This window comes from Sphingomonas sp. AAP5, assembly GCF_004354345.1.
Lineage (GTDB): Bacteria > Pseudomonadota > Alphaproteobacteria > Sphingomonadales > Sphingomonadaceae > Sphingomonas > Sphingomonas glacialis.
This window is the reverse complement of sequence record NZ_CP037913.1, coordinates 2,735,101-2,757,460: the sequence shown is the minus strand read 5'-3', so window position 1 is coordinate 2,757,460 and position 22,360 is coordinate 2,735,101. Positions and strand designations below refer to the sequence as shown.

The 22,360-nt window shown below is 63.1% G+C and carries 18 protein-coding genes and 1 pseudogene; 10 read left to right on the top strand and 9 right to left on the bottom strand.

Annotated elements, in window-relative coordinates; translation table 11 throughout:
* The first annotated feature begins 157 nt into the window (after positions 1–157).
* Positions 158–2,356 carry a glycoside hydrolase family 3 N-terminal domain-containing protein gene (locus E2E30_RS12810; protein WP_443018406.1) on the top strand — a complete coding sequence of 733 codons (2,199 nt, stop codon included), beginning with the start codon at positions 158–160 and terminating at the stop codon, positions 2,354–2,356.
* Between the two features lie 585 nt (positions 2,357–2,941).
* Here the strand turns inward: E2E30_RS12810 and E2E30_RS12805 are convergent.
* From E2E30_RS12805 to E2E30_RS21060, 4 genes are all read right to left on the bottom strand, one after another.
* On the bottom strand, positions 2,942–3,175 hold the full coding sequence (locus tag E2E30_RS12805) for a DUF6894 family protein (RefSeq protein ID WP_133190389.1): 234 nt from the start codon (positions 3,173–3,175) through the stop codon (positions 2,942–2,944).
* Positions 3,176–3,323: 148 nt separating this feature from the next.
* Positions 3,324–3,515, bottom strand: a complete 192-nt coding sequence (locus tag E2E30_RS12800; protein WP_133190387.1) for a hypothetical protein — start codon at positions 3,513–3,515, stop codon at positions 3,324–3,326.
* A gap of 47 nt (positions 3,516–3,562) precedes the next feature.
* Positions 3,563–3,823, bottom strand: a complete 261-nt coding sequence (locus E2E30_RS21190) for a hypothetical protein (RefSeq protein WP_335925470.1) — start codon at positions 3,821–3,823, stop codon at positions 3,563–3,565.
* A gap of 104 nt (positions 3,824–3,927) precedes the next feature.
* Positions 3,928–4,344 (bottom strand): cellulase family glycosylhydrolase, encoded by a 417-nt coding sequence (locus E2E30_RS21060; protein ID WP_240698924.1) that lies wholly within the window; start codon positions 4,342–4,344, stop codon positions 3,928–3,930.
* Positions 4,345–4,438: 94 nt separating this feature from the next.
* Between E2E30_RS21060 and E2E30_RS20925 the strand changes: the two genes are divergently transcribed.
* From E2E30_RS20925 to E2E30_RS12775, 4 genes and pseudogenes are all read left to right on the top strand, one after another.
* The gene (locus E2E30_RS20925; RefSeq protein WP_133190385.1) at positions 4,439–4,903 is read left to right on the top strand and encodes a transposase; all 465 of its coding nucleotides are present in this window, start codon (positions 4,439–4,441) and stop codon (positions 4,901–4,903) included.
* A pseudogene (locus E2E30_RS21245) lies at positions 4,801–5,274 on the top strand (transposase); the annotation flags it as partial. The gene E2E30_RS20925 and the pseudogene E2E30_RS21245, both read left to right, overlap by 103 nt.
* A gap of 498 nt (positions 5,275–5,772) precedes the next feature.
* A complete protein-coding gene (locus E2E30_RS12780; protein WP_165954513.1) occupies positions 5,773–8,805 on the top strand; it encodes a TonB-dependent receptor domain-containing protein in 3,033 nt (1,010 codons plus the stop codon).
* Positions 8,806–9,055: 250 nt separating this feature from the next.
* Positions 9,056–9,271 carry a DUF6771 family protein gene (locus E2E30_RS12775; RefSeq protein WP_133190381.1) on the top strand — a complete coding sequence of 72 codons (216 nt, stop codon included), beginning with the start codon at positions 9,056–9,058 and terminating at the stop codon, positions 9,269–9,271.
* Positions 9,272–9,560: 289 nt separating this feature from the next.
* On the opposite strand, the gene E2E30_RS12770 is transcribed toward E2E30_RS12775, so the two are convergent.
* On the bottom strand, positions 9,561–9,965 hold the full coding sequence (locus tag E2E30_RS12770) for a hypothetical protein (RefSeq protein ID WP_206365576.1): 405 nt from the start codon (positions 9,963–9,965) through the stop codon (positions 9,561–9,563).
* A gap of 59 nt (positions 9,966–10,024) precedes the next feature.
* On the opposite strand from E2E30_RS12770, the gene E2E30_RS12765 reads away from it, so the two are divergent.
* A complete protein-coding gene (locus E2E30_RS12765) occupies positions 10,025–11,293 on the top strand; it encodes an MFS transporter (RefSeq protein ID WP_133190377.1) in 1,269 nt (422 codons plus the stop codon).
* Between the two features lie 54 nt (positions 11,294–11,347).
* Here the strand turns inward: E2E30_RS12765 and E2E30_RS12760 are convergent, their stop codons facing one another.
* The 4 genes from E2E30_RS12760 to E2E30_RS12745 all read right to left on the bottom strand — a co-directional run bounded on the left by E2E30_RS12760 (position 11,348) and on the right by E2E30_RS12745 (position 15,960).
* Positions 11,348–12,487: a M42 family metallopeptidase gene (locus E2E30_RS12760; protein WP_133190375.1), complete on the bottom strand. Its 1,140-nt coding sequence runs from the start codon at positions 12,485–12,487 to the stop codon at positions 11,348–11,350.
* A 134-nt stretch (positions 12,488–12,621) separates the two neighbouring features.
* Entirely contained in the window at positions 12,622–13,611 is a 990-nt protein-coding gene (locus E2E30_RS12755; protein ID WP_133190373.1) for an MBL fold metallo-hydrolase, read from the bottom strand.
* A complete protein-coding gene (locus E2E30_RS12750) occupies positions 13,611–14,717 on the bottom strand; it encodes an alpha/beta fold hydrolase (RefSeq protein WP_133190371.1) in 1,107 nt (368 codons plus the stop codon). The genes E2E30_RS12755 and E2E30_RS12750 overlap by 1 nt, the downstream gene beginning before the upstream one ends.
* A 148-nt stretch (positions 14,718–14,865) precedes the next feature.
* On the bottom strand, positions 14,866–15,960 hold the full coding sequence (locus E2E30_RS12745) for an alpha/beta fold hydrolase (protein ID WP_133190369.1): 1,095 nt from the start codon (positions 15,958–15,960) through the stop codon (positions 14,866–14,868).
* 108 nt (positions 15,961–16,068) lie between these two features.
* On the opposite strand from E2E30_RS12745, the gene E2E30_RS12740 reads away from it, so the two are divergent.
* From E2E30_RS12740 to E2E30_RS12725, 4 genes are read left to right on the top strand one after another with little or no spacing between them, the layout of a single operon-like run.
* Complete coding sequence (locus E2E30_RS12740; protein WP_206365575.1) at positions 16,069–19,620, top strand: hydantoinase B/oxoprolinase family protein; 3,552 nt, start codon at positions 16,069–16,071, stop codon at positions 19,618–19,620.
* A complete protein-coding gene (locus tag E2E30_RS12735) occupies positions 19,621–20,274 on the top strand; it encodes a DUF969 domain-containing protein (RefSeq protein WP_133188008.1) in 654 nt (217 codons plus the stop codon).
* Positions 20,271–21,212 carry a DUF979 domain-containing protein gene (locus tag E2E30_RS12730; protein WP_133188010.1) on the top strand — a complete coding sequence of 314 codons (942 nt, stop codon included), beginning with the start codon at positions 20,271–20,273 and terminating at the stop codon, positions 21,210–21,212. Before E2E30_RS12735 ends, E2E30_RS12730 begins: the two co-directional genes overlap by 4 nt.
* Positions 21,212–22,186 carry a DUF2891 domain-containing protein gene (locus tag E2E30_RS12725; RefSeq protein ID WP_133190367.1) on the top strand — a complete coding sequence of 325 codons (975 nt, stop codon included), beginning with the start codon at positions 21,212–21,214 and terminating at the stop codon, positions 22,184–22,186. Before E2E30_RS12730 ends, E2E30_RS12725 begins: the two co-directional genes overlap by 1 nt.
* Positions 22,187–22,360: the final 174 nt, after the last annotated feature.

Below are 22,360 nucleotides of genomic sequence, written 5' to 3'. Positions count from 1 at the left end.
CCCAGTAACCGGTTTCATGCGCATTCGCCAAGCGGAAAATGCGTCGCGTCCGAGACGCCACGGCAATTCGCGACGGCACAGGAGAGGATGACCAGTGACGAGCCTTGTTTCGCGCCGCACGCTGCTCAAGGGCGCGTCCGTATCGGCGATCTCGATCATGCTTTCGCCCGCGATCGCGCGTGTCGGTCTTATGCGCGATGCGCGGATCGAGCGCCTCATCGCCGCAATGAGCCTCGAGGAGAAGGCCGGACAGCTCAGCATCTTCAGCGATCCCGCACGGATCGACGGGCCGCCGGTCAATCCCGGGCTCGTCGCGCAGAGCATGGACACAGTGAAGCGCGAGATCGCCGCGGGGCGGATGACAGGGCTGTACAACGGCATCGGCGTCGCCGCGGGGCGCGAACTCCAGCGAGTCGCGGTTGAGCAGGGGCCGCGCAAGATTCCGCTGATCTTCGCGGGCGATGTGATCCACGGGATGAAAACGACGTTTCCCGTGCCGCTCGGCGAAGCGGCGAGTTTCGATCCCGAGCTCGCCCGGCGGACCGCGCGCGCGGCGGCGGTCGAGGCGAGCGCCAAGGGAATCCACTGGATCTTCGCGCCAATGGTCGACGTCGCGCGCGATCAGCGCTGGGGCCGCGTCGTCGAGGGCGCGGGTGAGGATAGCTGGCTCGGCGCGCAGTTCGCCGCGGCGCGCGTGCGCGGATTCCAAGGCGACGATCTGACGGCAGAGGATTGCGTGCTGGCCTGCCCGAAGCATTTCGCCGGCTACGGCGCGGTGCTGGGCGGCATGGACTACAACACCGCCGACATCCCCGAGACGACACTGCGCGAGACGCATCTGCCACCGTTCAAGGCCGCGTTCGACGCCGGCGCGCTGTCGACGATGGCGAGCTTCAACGACGTGGCCGGGGTTCCTTCGACCGGCAACCGCTATCTTCTCACCGACATATTGCGCGGCGAATGGGGGTATAAGGGGCTGGTCGTGTCCGATTACACATCGGACGAAGAGATGATCCTCCACGGTTTCGCCGCCGATGGCGCCGATGCGGCGGCCAAGGCGATCAACGCCGGATGCGACATCTCGATGCAGAGCGGGCTGTACAACACGCATCTGCCCGCGCTGGTACGATCGGGAAAGGTCACGCTGGCGACGGTCGATACCGCGGTGCGGCGCGTGCTCCGCGTCAAGCAGGCGCTCGGGCTGTTCGACAATCCCTATCGCTCGCTCGATCTCGCGCGCGAGCAGCGCGACGTGCGCCTGCCGGAGGCGATCGCTCTGGCGCGCGAGGCGGCGGGCAAGTCGATCGTGCTGCTCAAGAATGAAGGTGATCTGCTACCGCTGGCGACGTCGGCGAAGATTGCGCTGATCGGACCATGCGTGTCCGACAAGGGCGATATGCCGGGACCCTGGGCGAGTTTTCCCGATTTCGCGTCGTGCGTCACACCGGAAGAGGGGTTTCGCGCGGCACTTGCGCCGGGGGCAACGCTGCGCGTGGCGCGCGGCGCCGATTATGAGGCGCCGCTCGCGGGCGGGATCGAGGAGGCGGTCGCGGCCGCGGAGGCGTCGGACGTGGCCGTGCTGGTGATCGGCGAGAGTGCGCGCATGTCGGGCGAGGCGCAGGCGCGGGTCGAGGTGACGATCCCCGAGCCGCAACGCGTGCTGGCAGAAGCGGTAGCCGCAACTGGCAAACCCGTCATCGTGCTGCTGCGGCATGGCCGCGCCCTCGCGCTGAGCGGCGCGGTGCGCGGGGCGCCGGCGATCCTGGCGACCTGGTTCCTCGGCTCCGAAACGGGCCATGCGATGGCCGATATCGTGTTCGGCGCCGTCGCGCCGCAGGGCCGCCTGCCGGTTAGCTTCCCGCAGGCATCGGGGCAGGAGCCCTTCTTCTACGACCATCGCACCACCGGCCGCCCGCAACTCGGCGCGGATCCGACATGGAAAGCGCGCTACCGCGACGTGACGAACGCAGCGCTCTACCCGTTCGGGCACGGGTTGAGCTACGCGACCGCCCGTTATTCCAGCACCGCGGTTAGCGCGACGAACCTTGCCGGCGACAGCGCGATCCTTGTCTCGGCGACGGTCACCAACACGGGCAAGCGGCGACTGCACGAGGTCGCGCAGCTGTATATTCACGACAAGGTCGCAAGCCTTACCCAGCCGGTCCGCGCGCTGAAGGGCATTCGCCATCTCGACCTTGATCCCGGGCAGAGTGCGCGCGTGGCGTTCAGGCTGACGCGGGCGGATTTGGCCTTTGTCCATCGCGACTATCGCCGCTTCGCCGAGCCGGGGGTATTCGATGTCTGGGTGGCGCCCTCCTCAGTCGCGGGCGTGCCGGCCTCAATCGTAGTGGTATAAGCGGTTGCGCGGCTTGATCCAGACCGTTCCGTCCCTTGAACGACAGTCAGCCGCAGATCGAAACCACACCAGTCGCCCCAAAGATCACTGTCACGCGCTTCGCTATGCTCCTCCTCACATCTACCGGATTCACAATCAGTGCTTAGGCTGGGAGGGAAACTGGATATTTCCCGCTCGACGCTCCGAGCAATGAGAGTCGAGCCATACTGCACCGACACCGGCCCCTTCAGGAGAATAAAGTGCACGACTGATGAATGAACTCCGGTGCTTAGGGCATGTGGATGGACGCCTATCCACACCGCTGGTGTTGCTGCGGATCGCATTGTTGCGAATACCAGCATCAAACGACTGAATGATGTTTGCGCAATTTTCACGACGATATTTTTTGCGATGGCGAAACGCCAACCGAGTTGAGATTACGTGGATTGGTATCGCTCGGAAAACAAAACAAACAAAGGCGCTTAATTTAGAGGTACTGCAGAATTTTAACTTAGAAAAACCCGATTTTATCATTTTCTGCTGCTAAATTATTAAACAGAAGCCGTAAAATTAGAGCCATCCATTGTCCAACCTTGGGATATTTTTTCAGTAAATCGTCACTACGTCGGCAAAAATTGTCGTCGCTACGACTGTGCCTGCGTCATCCGCGATCTCGATTGACCAACCTAGCGGGATCATGCCGATCTTTGCCTCTTCTCCGATAATTTCGCGTGCGATCCGCATTGCGCGGAAGCATGCGGTCTCAAGGTTGGGAAGCTCGATCCCTTCCTCGTCGGGGAGAGGTGAGCCGTCTGAGAGCAGATTGAAGCGGTATAACATTCTGACATTGTAAGCGTTTTGCCGCCAGCTTCCATAAACCTTGTTATGCGTGCGCCTCTTTTACTGCATTAAGAAAACGAGGCGCGCTTTAGAGAAGGACCGCCCATAGCGCAGCCAGGATCGGCAAATAGGCGGGTAGCCGTCCTCGCTATTTTGAACTGTGATCGAGGTCGGGCAATTTAACGAGCATGACATCGGGATTGGCCATGATTGCCGCGCGGATCGCCGGAAGATCTTCCTGTGCTAGCACTTGGTCGCCCTTGGAGCCGTTCGGTGCGAGGATCGGGCATCTTACCTTGGCCAGCGTCGGACGCGGATCATCGTCGATTAGGTCGCGCATCCGTACGGGACTGAGAAGTGATGAGCTGACTATAACCGCCCCGAGGCTTAAGGCGCGCCGGTCAGCGCATGGCGGATCGGCTCGACCCAGCGATCATGATCTATGTCAAAGACGATGAAATCACTGTCGAATTGCCAAGAGGCCCAAGAAAAGCCATGCGCCTCGGCGTCGCGGCGGACCGTCGCGGTGTAGCGCGCACGATCGGCGACCGGTGTGCCGCTTTTGTCGAACGCGCCGAATTCGCCGAGCAGTACCGGCCGCGCATTGGCCTTGCTCCACGCCGCGACAGTGTCAAGATCGGTCCCGATCCGCGTTTCGTCGGCAGCTGTGAGCGAAATGTCGTCGAGCGTTCGGTTGCCGGTCCAGGATGCGCCCTGATGGGTGAAGCGGAACGGCTCCTAATAATGGAACGTCACGAGAATGTTGCGATCTTCGGCGGGGAGCCTGAGCTCGACGAGTTTGGCCAGACTGTTCCAGTTGGTCGGGCCAACCACCACTTGCGCCTGGGGTTGGTGGCGCGCACCACGGGGATGATCTGGGTGAGCACCAGGTTCCACTGCGTCGCGTCAAGCTTGCCGTGCGGTTCGTTGAGCAGTTCGAACAGCATGCTGTCCGGCGCGTCTTTGAAGCGTGTGCCGATCTGCTGGCAAAAGGCCGTAAGCTTTGGCAGACAGCCGCCGGGGTCGTCCGAACAGGCGGTGAAATCATATTCGTTGATGAACACTGAAAGCCCAGCGGCGCGCGCTTGGCGCACCATCCGGTCGAGCGTCGCGAGCCATTTTGGATCGAGCCGGTGTTCGACGTCCATATGGCTGACGGCTTGCAGCACGAGGCGGATGAAGTTGAACCCGCCTTTACGGATGTGACGCGAGATTCGGTGGTTGATTCAAGGCTTCCTATTGTAGGCGGGGTTGAGCTGACGCGTGTTGAGCAAAGCTAAATGGTATGTTTTTAGAGGCTTGCTGCCGATTGGTTCGGCGAGCCGTGGGCCTGGGCGACCGCCCGAAGAGAACCGGTCGATCATCAACCGCATCCTCTGGCGGCTGCGCTGCGGCGCGCCTTGGCGCGAAGTGCCGCCCAAATACGGCAACTGGAACACGATCTACCGCCGGTTTCGGCTCCGGAGCGAGGCCGGGGTCTGGGAGGCCGTTTCGGTCACGCTGGCCGAGATGATGGCGGACAGCGGCCATTACAGTATCCATAGTACCACCATTCGCGCCCACGTCTCGGCAGCGAGCAGAAAAGGGGAGCTCATCGACGCGCGCTTGGCCGCTCACGGAGCGGGTTCACCAGTAAGTTTCCCTGTCTGGCAGATGCCCGAGGACAACCGCTTGCCTTCCACCTGCCGGTCGGCGAAGCGGCCGATTGCAAGGCCTATGAAACGCTGATCGCCCTGCCGGAGAAGGCGCCAAAAGCGCTCCTGGCGGAGAAGGGCTATGACGCCGACGCCATCCGAGCCGACCTTGCGCGCCGCAACATCCAGCCCGTCATCCCGGGCCGATCAAATCGCCGGATCAAGATCGAAGACGGCCGGTCGCTCTATGAGAAACGCAATCATATCGAACGCTTCTTCGGCCGCCTCAAAATCAACCCCGCCATCGCCACTCGCCACGACCAACTCGCCGAAAGCTTCCTCAGCATGATTCCATATCGCCGCCGCCAGGAACTGGCTCAAATTTGTCCACGCCGCCTAGCGGATCAAGAAGGATATTTGACCGTTGGCCGCCCGCCAAAGCCATTCCGTATCGAACCATTTTAGCGGCTTCGAATCTCACTCAACGCGCGATCTCAGACGTACACCCCGGTTTTTTCGCCAGAGGGCAACATCTATCAAATCCCTCGCTTTGGTCGGATTGCCGAAATGGAAGCTCTGCTCCACGCTAATGCGACCGTAATCAGATGTTGCGCAAGCGCTTGTCGATCTGCTTAAGTATATGATAAAAAAACGAAAATAAGGCGATGGTGCCCAAAGTCAAATCTACTCGATGTTTGCGCAACACCAAGACCGAATCCCCGATACAAATAAAAAACTAAATTCGAGTTCATATGTGTCAGTGGTGTTGCAAAAGAGCGGATAGGCGGGAGAATGAGGCGAGCTCTAAAAAGGGCCGCACATAAAGTCGAACTGATAAACAAGGGGATTTTTATGTTTCCAGGTGCCTCGCAGGGGCGGGCTAAGCTTGCCTTGTCCGCGTCCCTTATCGCTCTATCGTATGTCGGGGCGCCCGCGTTTGCCCAAACTGCGCCGGCTCCGGTGGTGTCGTCCGATACGGCCCCTGATTCTGACACCGACCGTGAGATCGTCGTCACCGGGTCGCGCATAGCGCGGCGCGGCACCGAAACCGCTTCGCCGTTGCAGACCATCACGTCGCAGGACCTCGATGCGCGCGGGTATCAGACCGTGGCACAGGCGCTGAATGAGCAACCAGCATTTGGCGTGCCGGGCGCATCCCCTGTCGGATTCAACCAATCAGGCTTCGGGGCAGGACAGAGCTTCGTCAATTTTCTCGGGTTGGGATCACAGCGTACGCTCACGCTCGTTAACGGCCGCCGCTTCGTGTCGGGTAATACGTCCTCGATCTTCGGTCCGACCGGCTCGGGTGGAAACCAGGTCGACCTCAACGTGATCCCGACCAAGCTCATCGATAAGGTCGAGACGGTCGCTGCGATCGGCGCGCCGATCTACGGCTCGGATGCCATAGCAGGCACGATCAACATCATTCTAAAGCGGAACTACCAAGGCTTCGACATCGACGGGCAAACGGGCATTTCGTCGAGAGGGGACGCGCCCGACAATCGCATTCGTTTCCTGGCCGGCAAGAATTTCGCCGAGGGGCGCGGAAACATCACCGTGTCGGGCGAATATAACGTGTCAAAGGGGTTGCTGTTCACCGACCGAGCGCAGACCGCATCGGACGACCGGTTTGACGTCGCGCCCTCGGGGTCGGGCCCACAGCCCATCTATGCGAACGAGCGCATCCCCTCAATTTCGCCTTATGGCATCCCGCTCGTCACCGATTTCATCAGCACGGCTCCGGGCGCACAATCGTCTGCCTATATCGGCGCGCCAAACCTCAATGTCGGCATCACTAACGCTGCGGGCCAGCAGCTGAAGTTCGACCAGCAGGGCAATCTCGTCCCGATCGATTTTGGTACGGTCGTGGGTTCGGGCGGCACCTCGATCTTCAGTTCGGGCGGTAACGGCTTTTCGTTGCGTGACGTCGAGAATCTGGTCACCGATATCAAGCGCTACAGTGCCAATGCGGAATTTTCGTACGACATCTCGAGCAATCTGCGTTTCTTTGCCGAAGGCTGGTACAGCGTCAGTCAGGGCCGCAACCTTGCCAGTCAGCCTGTCTACAATTCTGCGCTTTTCGCTGGCGGCGGTTCGCGCGACGGGAATCTGATCGTCTCGATCAACAACCCTTACCTCACCCCTTCGGCGCGTACCGCGATCATCAATTCGATCCAGACCAACCCGTTCAGTGACAGCCCGACGCAGAATTATTTCTACCTTGGCCGGGCTAACGTCGATCTGTCGTCTGGCGTGTCCACCGGCAAATCGGAAGTCGTTCGCGGAGTCGCGGGTTTCGATGGAGAGGTGACGATCTTGCAGGCGCGGCCGTGGCGCTTCGAGGGGTATATCAATTACGGCCGGTCGCATGTGACTAGCCGCAATCCCGAGCTCAACGAGCAAAACTTCCTCAACGCGATCAACGCGGTATCGTCAGGTGGGCAGATCACGTGCGCGCCGGGTGCTGTCAACTCGCCGATCGCAACCGTCAGCGCGACCTGTGCCCCGATCAATCCGTTTGGCGGCCAGGTCTCGCAGGCCGCAAAGGATTATATCACCACCATTGCAACGCCGGAAAACATCAACAACCAGTATGACGGCGTGGTATCGATCGCGGGCCCGCTGCTCAAGCTCCCGGGCGGGGATTTGGCTTTTGCGCTGGGGTACGAGCATCGCGCGGAAAACTCGCGGTTTAAACCCGGCGCTTTTTATCAGGGCGCCACGACCGACCTTTATCCCGGCGATTTCGACCAGAATGGCGATCCGATCGACCTGTTCTACGGCCGCTCGGTGCCGATCCAGCCGGTCTACGGGGCGTATCACACCAACGAGATTTTTGGCGAACTCAACGCCGATCTGATCTCGCCGTCGAATGCCGTGCCTTTTGTGCATCAACTGTCGATCCAGACCGCCGGTCGCTATATTTGGAATTCGATCGCCGGGAACGATCCGACCTATACCGTCCAAGGTCGGTATGCCCCGCTTCCAGATATCGCGTTTCGGGGGGCCTATACCCGCGCGGTCCGCGCGCCCTCGATCACCGAAGCGTTCAATCCAACCTCGAGCTCCTTTGGTTTTGCAACCGACGTGTGCGACCAGTCCTTGCGCAACCAGGGGCCAGCCCCTGCAACGCGGGCGGCGAACTGCGCTGCGGCAGGCGTCCCGGCCAATTTCACCTCGCTTTCGAACCAGCGCTCGTTCTTCACCTACGTGTTCGGTAACCCCAAGCTCCAGAATGAAAAATCGGATAATTTCACGGTCGGCGCGGTAGTGACTCCACGTTTTCTCAAGGGCTTCAGCGCGACGATCGATTATATCGACATCAAGCTGCAGAATGCGATCAGCCAGTATTCCAACTCGCAAGTCGTCGCTGCCTGCTATGACGCCGCAACGTTCCCGGCGAATCAATTCTGCTCGCTCGTAACGCGCGATTTCTCTGCCGCGCCGGCGTCGAGCGGCTATGCTCAACTCAAGCAGGTCGGTTCGTCCTACTTCAACTCCGCGCAATTGCGCTACAAGGGTATTCTGGCCGAGGTGGAATATCGTACCCGCTCGGATTTCCTCGGCGCGGGGAGCCATATCGGCTTCTCGGTCAATTATCAGTATCTCGACACGCTCTCGACCGCGGCGACCGCTGGTTCGGCGCCAACCAACACTGGAAATTCGGTCGGCTATTCGCGGCACAAGGGCATTGCCACGGTTCGTTATGACATTGGCGGTTTCTTTGGGCAGGTGCAGGTCAACTATATCGGGTCGGCGCGGGTCGATCCTGATACCGCTTATAATTTCTACTCGGTGCCGAAGGTCGGTGCCTTCACCTATGTAAACCTCTCGCTACGCTATGAAGTGAACAAGCAGTTCTCGATCAATGCCGACGTCGACAATCTGTTCAACGCAAAGGCACCCTTTCCCTATCCGGCGTCAGGTGGGACAGCGACCTACTTTCAGGGCATAATTGGGACGTATCTCCGCTTCGGCGCGGCGGTGCATTTCTAAGCCGGGACACGACGTTCCCGAGGGCGGTGCTGTGCGGCACCGCCCAAGTGGCTACGCTCGGTTACGATCCTGCTTAACCCAATTCAACAAGCGTCCGAAGCGGGAATGCGGAACGCACGGCCCGAACGATCGCAATCGGATCGTACCGGCCGCGAAGCGGTCGGGGGAATTGCAGTGAGATCTACGGTCCGTTGATCGCGCCCTAGCGAATCGGCTTGAGAGATTGTTCGTCATTTGTTCTAATGCGGGCATGGCTCGCTTCGATCATCAATCCGAACCGGTCGTCACGCCCGACGACCTTGCTGCAACCGTCCTGACGCCTCCCGGCTGGGTTCGCGTCGTTCTATCGGCGCCTGATGAGCGGATGCGATCGAGCGCCGCGGAATTCATCGCGCAGTCGATGCTCGACAAAGTTTCGGGCGAACGCGCGCGGGCGCACCCTGACCAACCCGACCTTTCGTTGTGACGTGGGCGCCAATATCCGGTTCCACTCGCTCGGTGATGTCGTCTCTCGAAAGGCCAACATCCACGCGCGATGTCATTTCCACTGCGACAATCAGTCCATCATTGCCGGAGAGCCGCTCTACCGATGGTTTATGGTCCACCGCTGGGACTGCGCCCTCGCGTCTGTTGGAACCCATCTTAGATGCAGCAGGTGCTTTGCCCGGCCTCAGCTATGCAGCGTCACTTTTCACGCTCCATACGGACCTTCAAGGCAGCGATGGCCAAGGTCGGAAGAGGCTTGGGTTGCGCTTCTAAAACGCCTGCGTGGGTAAATGGGGAAGGCGGCTGCCGGGCATAAAAACTCTCAGGCGGAAATCGACCAGCGTCCATTCGCCGCCGATCTGAATGGACCAGCGCGACCCCATCATTGTTCGCAGTTCAGCAGACAACCGTTTTGATCCGACACCAGACCCGAGATCAGACATTGAGCGAATGGCAGGGTTCAAGAAGTACCAAAGCGCCGGAAATGCCGGCTGTTTGTTTATCGCGGCCACGAAGAGGTCGGAAGGGTCCGCGACTAAGCTTGTCATTGGTATATCGCATTGCTGATTGGTCACGCTCGTTCCCAGCTGCGCGCGGGCTGCCGAGCACGAAATGCCTCGGCGCTTGCGTGTCGCGCCAACGGTGTTCAACATAGCCTCGATTTGCCGGATCATTCGAGTGCAGCGCCAACCAGTAGCGAAGCGGTGATGTGCAGGGATAGCGAGGAACCTTAATGATGGATGCGGGCGACGTGAACACGGTCACGTTTCCAAAGATGCTTTCCCGCAGACAGATCGCGGCGATCTGCGCCGGCAATGCGCTCGAGTTCTACGACTTCGTCGTCTATGCGATCTTCGCTGTCCAGATCGGCCGGGCCTTCTTCCCTTCCGACCTTCCAGGCGTGAGCCTGCTCGCGTCTTTGGCAACGTTTGGGGTCGGCTTTGCCACCCGTCCACTGGGCGCTTTCATCATCGGCCGCATGGCGGACCGGTCTGGACGCAAGCCCGCCATGCTGGTGTCGTTTTCGCTCATCGGCGTATCCGTTGGCGGCCTTGCACTGACGCCGGGATTTGCGACAATCGGCATGGCAGCGCCGGTTCTCGCCGTCCTGTTCCGCCTCCTTCAGGGGTTCGCGCTTGGCGGGGAGGTCGGTCCGAGTACCGCATTGCTGCTGGAGAGCGCACCGATCCAGCGCCGCGGCCTTTACGTGTCGCTACAGGCAATGAGCTCCGATGGCGCCGTCATGGTCGCCGGGCTTGTGGGCGTCATTCTGTCGCTAACGCTCGATGCGGCAGCGGTGGATGCGTGGGGCTGGCGTCTCGCGCTGCTGATGGGTCTCGTAATTCTGCCGTTTGCGCTCGCTGCGAGACGCACGCTGGTCGAGACGCTGGCGATGGAAGAGGCGCTGCCGCCGCACGTCGTGGAGGCAGGCACCTGGCGCATCGTGCTCTGCGGGCTTCTTATGCTCGCCGCCGCGACGATCGCCAACTACGTGCTCGTCTATCTCGGAACCTGGGCCTCTACCACGCTCGGCATCGTCCAGCGCTCTGCCTTCGCCTCCGTGATGCTGGTCGGTCTGGGCGGAGTCCTGTGCGACCCACTGAGCGGTTGGCTCTCCGACCGATTCGGACGCCGACCTGTGATGATTGTCCCCGCTGTCGGTCTGGCGCTCGTGGTCCTGCCGGCCTTTTGGTGGGTGGCACATTACCGATCGTCGGAATCGCTGTACGCGGTAAGTACGGTGCTCGCATGCCTCCTCGATCTTTCTACCGGCACTATGCTCGTCGCTGTCGCCGAGGCGCTTCCCCGTGCGCGACGCGCCGGCGGCTTCGCGCTGATCTATGCGGTCGCGATCTCCGCATTCGGTGGCTCTACCCAGTTCGCTGTTGCCGGCCTGATCCGGCTGTCCGGCGACCCGCTGATGCCGGCATACTATATGCTGGTGGCGCTGATGATCGGCCTGACCGCGATGTGGCATTTCCCGGAGACCAAACCAGCCTAGCCCGTCACCATGGCGTTCGGAGTTCCGAGCCACCCGCAATCCGTTACGGGCCCCTCAGCGATCGGGGGCAAAATTGCGCAACCTGGCAACCGTCGGCGCGTCCAAGCGCTGGATCAGCGCAACAACCAAATCCACCGTGCGGTCGAAGTCCGCGCGATCGATGATCCCGTTATGCGCGTGGGTGTAGCGCGCCGGAACGACAAGGTTGATAGTCGGGACACCGCCGGCAGTCGCCTGGATCGCCGCGCTATCGTCGCCATAGCCTTGCACTAAATCCCGCTGTAGCGGGATGCCCTTCGCCATCGCAACATCGCCGACTAGCGTGACGAAGCGCCGGTTGGGGAGAGTACTGCTATCATAAAGGAACAGGCCGGGCCCACCGCCGAGCACGGCCTGAGTCTCTTCGGGGCTGCGTCCCGGGCTGTCGCCGGCGATTCCCCCTTCGATCGCGATCCCGATATCTGGCTTGATAAGGTCGGCGGCGGTCCGTGCGCCGCGGAGCCCGATTTCTTCCTGGACCGTCGCGGCGACATAAAGCTGGTTGGGGTGACCAGACGCCCGCAGCCGCCGCAACGCCTCTATCACGACCGCGCACCCGACCCGGTCATCCCACGCCTTGCCCAGATAGCGACCGCCCGGCAGCGCGACGAAAGGCGAATCGGGCACGACCGGATCACCGGGGCTTATCCCCAGTGCCGCAACTTCGGCAGCGTTGCGGGCACCGACATCGAGATACAGGCTGTCGCGCGAAAAGACCCGCGTGCGTTCGTCCGCCGGCACGACGTGAACGTCGCGAATGCCGGTTACGGCATGCACCGGTCCCTTGCGACCGATGATGATCCAGCGTTGATCGGGCAATGCCTGATCGAGCCATCCGCCGAGCATCTGCATCGACAGGAAGCCCGTCGGCGTGACCCGGCGGACCATGCCGCCAAGCTCGTCCATATGCGCATCCAGCATCACCTTTGGGCCGCTCGCCCCATGCTGCGCGATGACCGAGCCTACGCCGTCATAGGTGATCCTGTCGGCCAGTGGCGTGAACTCGCGGACCATTACGCGGCGCACCGCTTCCTCGTATCCCGAGGGGCCGGGCGCGTCGGCGAGTTCGCCCAACAGCCGCTCGGTCCTGTCCTGCGGCGCGGCCGCGGCAGGACATGCGACGCAGAGAACTGCAAGTACTGCCAAAATCCGCACGGACTTCTCCTCTGGATTGGAGGGATGCCGTTGGATCGCGTAATCCGCAAGGGGCAACCGCCAATTCAGCGTTTGATGAACGGATATCGAGAAGCTGAAGTCAACGCGCGAATCACCGGTATTGGGTTACAACGCTATTGACCGGCTGGTTGCGGTCGACGCTTATGACCCGCCAACTCGTCGTCCATGTAACCGAGTTCGAGCGGCGCGAAATGGGCGAATGCCCCCCAGTCGCCATGCTGCTGTGCGAACTCGGGCAACGTGGCGTCGACCAAAACCTTGCCTGACAATCCACGATCGCGGGCACGGCTTACAAGGCTTCTCAAGTCGGCGAGATAGAGCTGGAAGTCGGCGACGTCGCTTAGCGTCGCCACTCCTCCATGCCCGGGCACGAAAGTGGTGATGCTGGCGTTTTTGGCGTGCTGCATCCCGGCCACGGTGCTGATCCAACTCGCAACGTCGCCGTCGATGATATTGGGCGATACATGGCGCCAGAGGATATCACCGCAGAACACGGCCGTTGCATCAGGTACAGTGACGATCAGGTCGCCCCCGGTGTGGCCGAGCACTGGCTGGATCAGGACTTTTCGGGTGCCGAGCCGGATGGTCAGGTCCTGGTCTGTCGTCACATCGGGCAGGGCCAGCGACTTGACCATCGCCTCTAGGGGCGGTGACGGATGCGCGCCGAACAGATGGAGATTTTCGGTTCGTATCCAGCCGCGCACGTTGTGGTGCGCAATGATGATTGCGCCCGCGGCGCGGAGCACGGCATCCCCCCCGACATGATCCGCATGGTAATGCGTGTTGACCACGTAGCGAATGGGCTTCGGCGTCAGCTTGCGGATGTCGGCGATGAGCACCTTGGTCGCCTCCGGATCGAAGAAGCTGTCGATCACGAGCACCCCGTCATCGCCGATTACGAAGCCGGCATTTGACCCCGACCGCCCCTCCGGGCCGTCGATTGCGGCATAGACGCCCGGCGCGATCAACGTCAGCGTAAAGGGATCCGCGGCCGGTTCGACAGCGGTGGCGCTGGCGGGTGTGGCAAAGAAGGCTCCGGCGAGGAGGGCAGGCCGCCACAGCTGCCGGGCCAGCGTGATCCCGGCGATGATAGCGCGTCGCATCACCGTGCCGTGTCCGTTCCCTGCAGGAACGCGCCGATATGCACGTTCAGGAATTTGGCGTCGGCCGGATTGCTCGCCGCACCCGCCGTGTGACCCCAGAGCGACGGGATTGGAAGCAGGGTCACATGCGGGATAAAGCGGGCCTCGTAGCGTGCATCGTCGACGGGAAAATACAGGTCGGTCGCGGACGGCATGTAGAGCACCGGCACCTTGATCGACGCGAGTGCGTTTTTGACATTTCCGCCGAATCCCGGGGACGTACCGACGTCATGTGCCTCCCATGTGTGCATTTGAAGGATCAAATCGTTGGCATCGGCACCTGGAATGAAATCCTTGTAGAGCCCCTCGAAAACGGTGCGGAAGGTCGCGCCGGGGGGCGAGCCGGCGCGCCACGCTTCCTCGCGCCACCACGCTTGCGAAAACAGCCACCCGGCCCAGATCGCGCCGAAAGTCTGGAGGCCGGTTTTCGGCTGCACCTTGTAATCGCCGCCTGCAAAGGTCGGATCGCTCTCGATCGCGATGATCTGGCTTTCGAGCCGCACGATGCCATGCGGCCAGGTCTTGGCGGTCGCCGAGGTGACGACGATGCGGTCCATGAAGTCAGGATACGTAACCGCCCATTGGAAAGCCTGCTCGCCACCCATCGAAAATCCCACGATCGCGCGCAGATGCCGCACGCCGAGCGCATCGCCGAGCAAGCGGTGCACTGCTGCGACATTGTCGCGGATGCTGGTGACCGGGAAGCGCGGCCCGTCGAACGGCGCGGGTGTGTTGCTGGGCGAGGATGATTTGCCGTTGCCGAACAATTCGGTAGCGACCATGAAATACTTCTTTGGATCGAGCGCTTTGCCTGGGCCAATCAGCCATTCGTAGCCATGCGCATCTGCCATGTAGTGCGACGGCAACAGCACGACGTTGTCGCGCGCGCTGTTGAGTGTCCCGTAGGTCGCGTACATCAGCTTGGCCTCGGGCAGGACCTTGCCGTTCTCCAGTGCAAAATTCTTGATCAGGAAAGCACGCCTGTCGCCATCGGCCGCCATCGCCGGCCCCGCCGCCGCCGCCGCCGCCAATATCAGGGCTAGGAAGCTCGCTAGGACTCTCAGCATCGGGTTTGCCTCAACAGGTTCGGTTGCGTGACTTTACCGTTTTTACGCGTACGGACGACGTAAATTACGAGATGAACGCGTGGCGGCGTTAGGGATCGAGCGGCGCGCCGCTAACCGTCGGAGGCTGGGTCGTGATGATTATGGCGCATTACTCGGTGCGCTGAAGCAGTTCGACCAGATCCTGCTTCCAGAAGCGCGCCGCGGTGTGTGTGCCGTGGCCGCGTGTTTCCGCGGTTTCCGGAATGAGCCGGAAGCGAGCTTCCTTCATCCGCGCGACCGCCTGCCGGGGATAATCGAGGTTGCGCGGGTTGATGAAATCGTCTGCGGAATTGATCCAGGTCGTCGGCACGGTGATCGCCTCGAGCCGAGGCCATGGTGCGTAGGTGCGCGACGCGTTGATCTGATAAATCAAATCATTGGCGTCGGTCGCGGCGATCGATGCCGCCACCCGTTCGCTCGCGAAGGCCTCGGCCGCTTGGCGATGCGGATATTGCGACTGGAAATAGAGCGGGGCCGCCCCCGCTACGAACAGCAGGCTCGCGGCAGTTCGCAAGCCCTGCGTCGGCGGCGCGCGATAGTCGCCGCCAGCCCAGGCCGGGTCCGCCTCGATCCCCTCAACCGCAAGTTCGCGCCACATGCGGTTCAACCCGGCGATCTCCACAGGCTCGCACGCGAGCGGCATCAGCGCGCGAACGTAATCGGGATGCGTCTCCCCCCATATCAGGCTGTGCATGCAACCCATCGACGTGCCCATGATGAGACGCATCCGCTGGATGCCCAGCGCATCGCGCAACAGCCGATACTGTGCTTCGACCATGTCGTCATAATCGTATTGGGGAAAACGCATGTGCAAGCCGTCCGACGGCTTGGACGATTTGCCGTGGCCGATGCCATCGGGCAGGATGATCCAGTAGCGCGCGATGTCGAGCGGCTGGCCGGGTCCGTAGAGCTCGTCGGCGAATTGCGGGCTGAGGAACTGGCGGCCGGTACCGCCGGTGCCGTGGAGCACCATCACCGCATTGTCGATTTCGCCCCGCGCGTTGCGGTGCGGTTGCCCGAGCGTGGTGTAGGTGATGCGGAGTTCGGGCAGGGTTTCCCCAGACTTGAAGCGGAAATTGCGAAAGGTGACCTGCGCCTCGCGCGCGGGCCACCTCGACGTCTGCGCGGCGGGCGCGGTCGCGGCGGCGAGCGGAGGGGTTTGCGGTGCGCTCGCTTGGGCGAGGAGGAGGAGCAGGGTCAGCATCGCGTCAGTTTGCGGTAAATCGGCCCATGCGCCAAGCGGCTTGGCCTAGCCGGTGCAATCAAAGGATCTCCCGCTTGATCCTTCACTGCGGAAATGAGAAACGGACTGATGGTGCCATGGCAGTTCTGGATCGATCGCGGAGGTACCTTCACCGACGTCGTAGCGCGCAAGCCCTGCGGAAAAATCGTCACCGCCAAACTGCTGTCCGAAGATCCCGAGCGTTATGCCGATGCGGCGGTTGAGGCGATCCGGCGCCTGACCGGGCGCGTGGACGTGCCGCTCGAACTGCGCATCGGCACGACCGTCGCGACCAATGCGCTGCTCGAGCGCAAGGGCGAGCCGACCGTCCTGGCGATCACGCGCGGCTTCGGCGATGCGCTGCTGATCGGACACCAGGAGCGGGCCGACATTTTTGCGCGCGACCTGGCGCGTCCCGTACCGCTGTTCGCGGACGTCGTGGAGATCGACGAACGGATCGCAGCGGATGGCGCAGTGGTGACCCCGCTCGACCGCGACGCGGCGGAGGCCGGTTTGCAGGCGGCCTTTGCGGCGGGTTTCCGGTCGATCGCCATCGTCCTGATGCATGGCTATCGCTTCAGCGCGCATGAGGCGGCGCTGGCCGAGCTCGCGACGGCGATCGGCTTCACGCAAATTTCGGTCAGCCACCGCGTCGCGCCGCTGATCAAGCTGATCGGCCGCGGCGATACGACGTTGGTTGATGCCTATCTGTCGCCGGTGCTCGATCGCTATGTCGCGGGGCTGCACGCAGCGCTCGGCCGGAACGCGCTGTTCATGCAATCGTCGGGTGGCCTTGTCGATGGGGCACGCTTTCGCGGCAAGGATGCGATCCTGTCGGGGCCGGCAGGTGGCATCGTCGGGATGGCGGCGACCGCGCGCGCGGCCGGGTTCGACCGAATCATCGGGTTCGATATGGGCGGCACATCCACCGACGTGTCGCATTATGCCGGCAGCTACGAACGCGATACCGAGACGCTGATCGCGGGCGCTCGCATCCGCGCGCCGATGTTGCGCATCCATACCGTGGCAGCGGGCGGGGGGTCGATCTGCAGCTTCGACGGACAGCGGCTACGGGTGGGGCCGGAGAGTGCCGGCTCGATGCCGGGGCCGGCCTGTTACCGCCGTGGCGGGCCGCTGACCGTCACCGACTGTAACGTGATGCTCGGCAAGGTGCGCCCCGAATTCTTCCCCGCGCTGTTCGGGGCGAAGGGCGACCAGCCGCTCGACCCAGCGGCAGTGGCGGCGCGTTTCGCCGAACTGCCGCTCGACGCTTATGCCGCCGCCGAAGGCTTCGTCGCGGTGGCCGTGGCGAACATGGCCAATGCGATCCGCGAAATCTCGGTCGCGCGCGGGCACGACGTCACACGCTATACACTTGCCTGTTTCGGCGGCGCCGGCGGGCAGCATGCGTGTCTCGTCGCCGACGCGCTGGGGATGGATCAGGTGATGATCCACCCGCTCGCGGGCGTGCTGTCGGCGTATGGCATGGGGCTGGCCGACCGCCGCGTGCTGCGCGAGCGGACGCTGGGCGCGGGGATCGCGGACAGCGCGGCGATCGCCTCGGCCTTCGATATGGTGGTGGACGAGGCGCAGCAAGCGCTGGTGGCGCAGGGCGTCGCACCCGACGCCGTCGTTATCGAGCGCCGAGTCCACCTCCGTCGCGGCCAGACCGAACATACGATCGAGCTCGATTTTGGGGACACGGCGACGATGACCGCCGGTTTCGACGGCGCGCATGTCGCGCAATTCGGTTTTGCGAGCACGCAACCTTTGATCGTCGATCGTCTCGTCGCCGAAGCCGTCGCGAAGAGTCCGCCGGTCGAGACCATGCTGGTCGATCTGCCTGGTCATGCCGCCGCACCGCTGACCATCGTGCCGGTGCATATGGCGGGAGCGTGGCACGATACGCCAGTTATGGCGCGCGAGGGCGTGCCCGCCGGCCATACGCTCGCAGGGCCCGCCTTGATTATAGATCCGATGTCGACCACGGTCGTCGAACCCGGCTGGCGCGCGCGCGTGGACAATCTCGGAAACCTGCTGCTCGATCGGGTCGCCGCCCGACGCGTCGCCAGCTTCGGCACGCAAAGCGACCCCACCCGCCTGGCGATCTTTGCCGGACTGTTCATGAGCATCGCCGAGGAGATGGGCGCCGCGCTGCAACGCTCCGCCGCGTCGGTCAACATCCGCGAGCGGCTCGATTTCTCGTGCGCTCTGTTCGACGCCGGGGGCAATCTCGTCGCCAACGCGCCGCATATCCCGGTGCATCTCGGTTCGATGGGCGAGAGCATCCGCACGATCATCGCCGCGCGCGGTGGCAATGCCGACGGACGCGGTATCCGCCGCGGAGACGCCTATGCGCTGAACGCGCCGTATCGCGGAGGCACGCACTTGCCCGACATCACCGTCATCATGCCGGTCTTCGCCGCAGGATCGTCGGGTGGAAGCGGTGCGCCGGACTGGTTCGTCGCCGCGCGCGGCCACCATGCCGATGTCGGCGGGATTACGCCTGGATCGATGCCGCCCGACAGTGTTTCGGTCGAGCAGGAAGGGGTGTTGCTCGACGATGTGCTGGTGGTGGACGAAGGGCATTTCCGCGAAGCCGAACTGCGCGCGTTGTTCGCTAGCGGCCGCTATCCGGCGCGCAACATCGACCAGAATATCGCCGATCTTGCAGCCCAGCTTGCCGCCTGCACGCGGGGCGCGGCTGGCTTAGCGCGGATCGCCGACGAATACGGCGCGGATGGTGTCAGCGCCTATATGGAGCATGTTCAGGCCAATGCCGATGCCGCGGCGCGCCGCCTGATCGCCCGGCTGGACGATGGCGCTTTCACCTATGCGATGGACGACGGTGCGGTCGTCCGGGTCGCCATCTGGATCGATCGCGCAGGCAGGACCATGACGATCGACTTCGCCGGGACCAGCGAGCAGCGTCCGAACAACTTCAACGCGCCGGTCTCGATCGTTCGCGCCGCTGTGCTATACGTCCTGCGCGTGTTGATCGACACCGAGGTGCCGCTCAACGATGGCTGCCTGCGCGGCGTGACGATCCGCGTGCCGGAAGGGTCGATGCTCAATCCGCGCTTCCCGGCGGCTGTGGTGGCAGGCAATGTCGAGACCAGCCAGGTCGTCACCGACACGCTATTCGGGGCGCTGGGGGCAATGGCGGCGAGCCAGGGGACGATGAACAACTTTACCTTCGGCGACGCGACCTACCAATATTATGAGACGATCGCCGGAGGATCGGGGGCCGGCCCGGGCTATGACGGCACGGCGGTGATCCAGACGCACATGACCAACAGCCGCCTGACCGACCCCGAAATCTTCGAGACGCGCTTTCCGGTGCTGCTCGAAGCGTTCGCGATCCGCCCGGGTTCGGGCGGTGCAGGGGCGCATAAAGGCGGTGACGGGGGGCTGCGGCGCGTTCGGTTCCTGTCCGATATGACCGCCTGCATCCTTGCCAATCGCCGCCGCGTGCCGCCGTTCGGACTGCATGGCGGGTCGGCGGGCGCCGTGGGCGCTGCGCGCGTCGAGCGTAGCGACGGATCGATCGATCGCCTCGGATCGACGGCAAAGGTGGACATGCGGGCAGGAGACGTGTTCGTCATCGAAACGCCTGGCGGCGGCGGATTCGGAGGCGATTGAATGCTTGTTCTGGCCGGGATCGCGGTGATCGTCGCGGGCTTCCTGTTGCGCTTCAACCCGCTGCTGGTCGTGGCGGTCTCGGCACTGGTCACCGGCCTTGCCGCGGGGATCGCTCCGCTCGCGATCCTCGCTGCGTTCGGCAAGGCGTTCAACGCCAACCGCTTCGTGAGTGCGATTTATATCGTCTTGCCCGTCATCGGCCTGCTCGAACGCCATGGCCTGCAGGAGCGCGCGCGCGGCGTGATCGCGGCATTGCGGGGCGCGACGGTCGGGCGGTTGCTGATCGGCTATCTCGTGTTCCGGCAGATCACGTCCGCGCTTGGCCTGACCTCGATCGCCGGACCGGCGCAAAGCGTACGCCCGCTGGTCGCGCCGATGGCCGAGGCGGCGGCGGAGCGGCAAGGCGTCGCGCCGGGCGGCGACGCGATCCCCGCGCTGGCCGCCGCGACCGACAATATCGGACTGTTCTTCGGCGAGGATATCTTCATTGCAATTGGATCGATCTTGCTGATGAAGGGGGTGCTCGAGGGCTATGGCATCGTCATCCAGCCGCTGCATCTATCGCTCTGGGCGATCCCGACGGCGGTCGCGGCGCTGATGATCCATGGGGGGCGCCTGTGGTGGCTCGACCGCCGCCTGGCGCGTGGCACATGATCGGCACGAATTTCATCTACACCGTTGCCGGGCTGATGTTCGCGATGTTCGCATGGCTGAGCGCGACCGATCGCAGCAATCCTAAGCGCTTCGGCAGCGCCTGTTTCTACGCCTTGCTTGCGGTCAGCTTCACAATCGGTGACCGGATCGGCGATATCGGGAATGGTGTCCTCGTCCTTGGTCTCGTCGCAATCGCGGGCACCGGCGCAATGGGACGCGGCGCGCGCGGCACCACCGGCGCGGTCGAGCGACAGGCGGACGCGACCACGCGCGGCAATCGGCTGTTCCTGCCCGCTCTGGTCATTCCCGCGACGGCTATGCTGGGCACCCTTGCCTTCAAGGCCATGCCCGCGCTGGTCGATCCCAAGCAAATCACGCTGGTGGCCCTCACGTGCGGCGTCCTGCTCGCGCTGGCGATCGGGTACGCCTGGTTCCGGCCGAGCCCCGCCACGCCGTTTGCCGAGGGGCTGCGGCTGATGGATGGTGTCGGCTGGGCGGCGGTGCTGCCGCAAATGCTGGCGAGCCTCGGCGCGGTGTTCGCGCTCGCCGGTGTTGGGCACGTCGTCGGCGGTATTGCCGGCGCCGCGATCCCCGAGGGCAGCTTGATCGGCGCGGTGCTCGTCTACGCGCTTGGCATGGCGGCCTTCACGATGGTGATGGGCAATGCCTTCGCGGCCTTTCCGGTGATGTTCGCGGCGGTCGCGATGCCGCTGCTGATCGGCCGCCATCACGGCGACCCGGCAGTCATCGCCGCAATCGGCATGCTCGCCGGGTTTTGCGGCACGCTGATGACGCCGATGGCGGCGAACTTCAATCTGGTGCCCGCCGCCCTGCTCGACCTGAAGGACAAGGGCGCGGTGATCCGCGCGCAGGTGCCGACCGCGCTGCCGCTCTTGGTAGTCAATATCGCATTGCTCTACTGGCTGGGATTTCGCTGATGCTCGATGCTGCCACCGCCGAGCGGTTCGCCACGCTGACGCTTGGCCATTTGATGCGCGAATGGCCCTACAAGCTCGATCAGGTCCTCAACGGCCCGGCCGATCTCGCGCTCCCCGCGACACTGCACCCGATCTTCCATGGGAGCTTCGATTGGCACAGTTGCGTCCACGGCTGGTGGCAAGTGATGCGGCTCGCCCGCCTGTTCCCTACGATGGACCAGGCAGCCGCGATCGAAGCGTTGGCGGATCGGATGCTGGTTCCGCACCGCGTGGCGGGCGAGGTCGCCTATCTCGATCGACCGATGACCGGCGGGTTCGAACGCCCGTATGGCTGGGGCTGGCTGCTGGCGTTGCATGACGAGCTCGCGTTGCGCCCCGATCGGCCATGGGCCGCGGCGCTGGAGCCGCTTGCGCGGGCCTTCGCCGCGCGCTTTGCCGCCTATTTGCCCAAGCTCTTGTATCCCGTGCGTAGCGGCAAGCATGACAGTACGGCCTTCGCGCTGATCCACGCGCTGCGGTGGGCGCGAACGCATGACGCGGCCCTTGTCGGGGTGATCGAGGCGCGATCAAGACTTTGGTTTGGTGCGGACCGCGCGGCGCACCCATGGGAGCCGAGCGGCGAGGACTTCCTGTCCGCGACTTTGTGTGAAGCGGTCTTGATGCAGGACGTGCTCGGCGCGGATTTTCGGGCGTGGCTCGGCGCCTTCCTGCCGCATCCCTACGGCGCACCGACCGCTTGCTTGCGCACGCCGGCCGTCGTCACCGATCGCAGCGACGGTCGCCTCGCCCATCTCGACGGCCTGAACCTCGCGCGGGCTTGGTGCTGGCAGTGCCTCGCCGACGATCTGCCCGAGCCAACGTCGGCCCGCCTGATCGCCCACGCACACCTCCAAGCCGCGCTGCCCCATCTCGCGGACGATTATATGGGTGAGCACTGGCTAGCGACGTTCGCGCTTCTTGCGCTGACTGACTGACGCAACGGCTTGATGGACGACGCTATGCGCAAACCGGTAAACCAAAACGGTGGTAAAACCCGCTGCTTGCGCTGCTTGGGAGCGGGTTGCCGGACACCAGCTTTATCCAGCCAAAAATGTAGCGCAATCGTGCTAAACGATTATGCGCTTGGTAACCGACTATCTTGTGGTCCG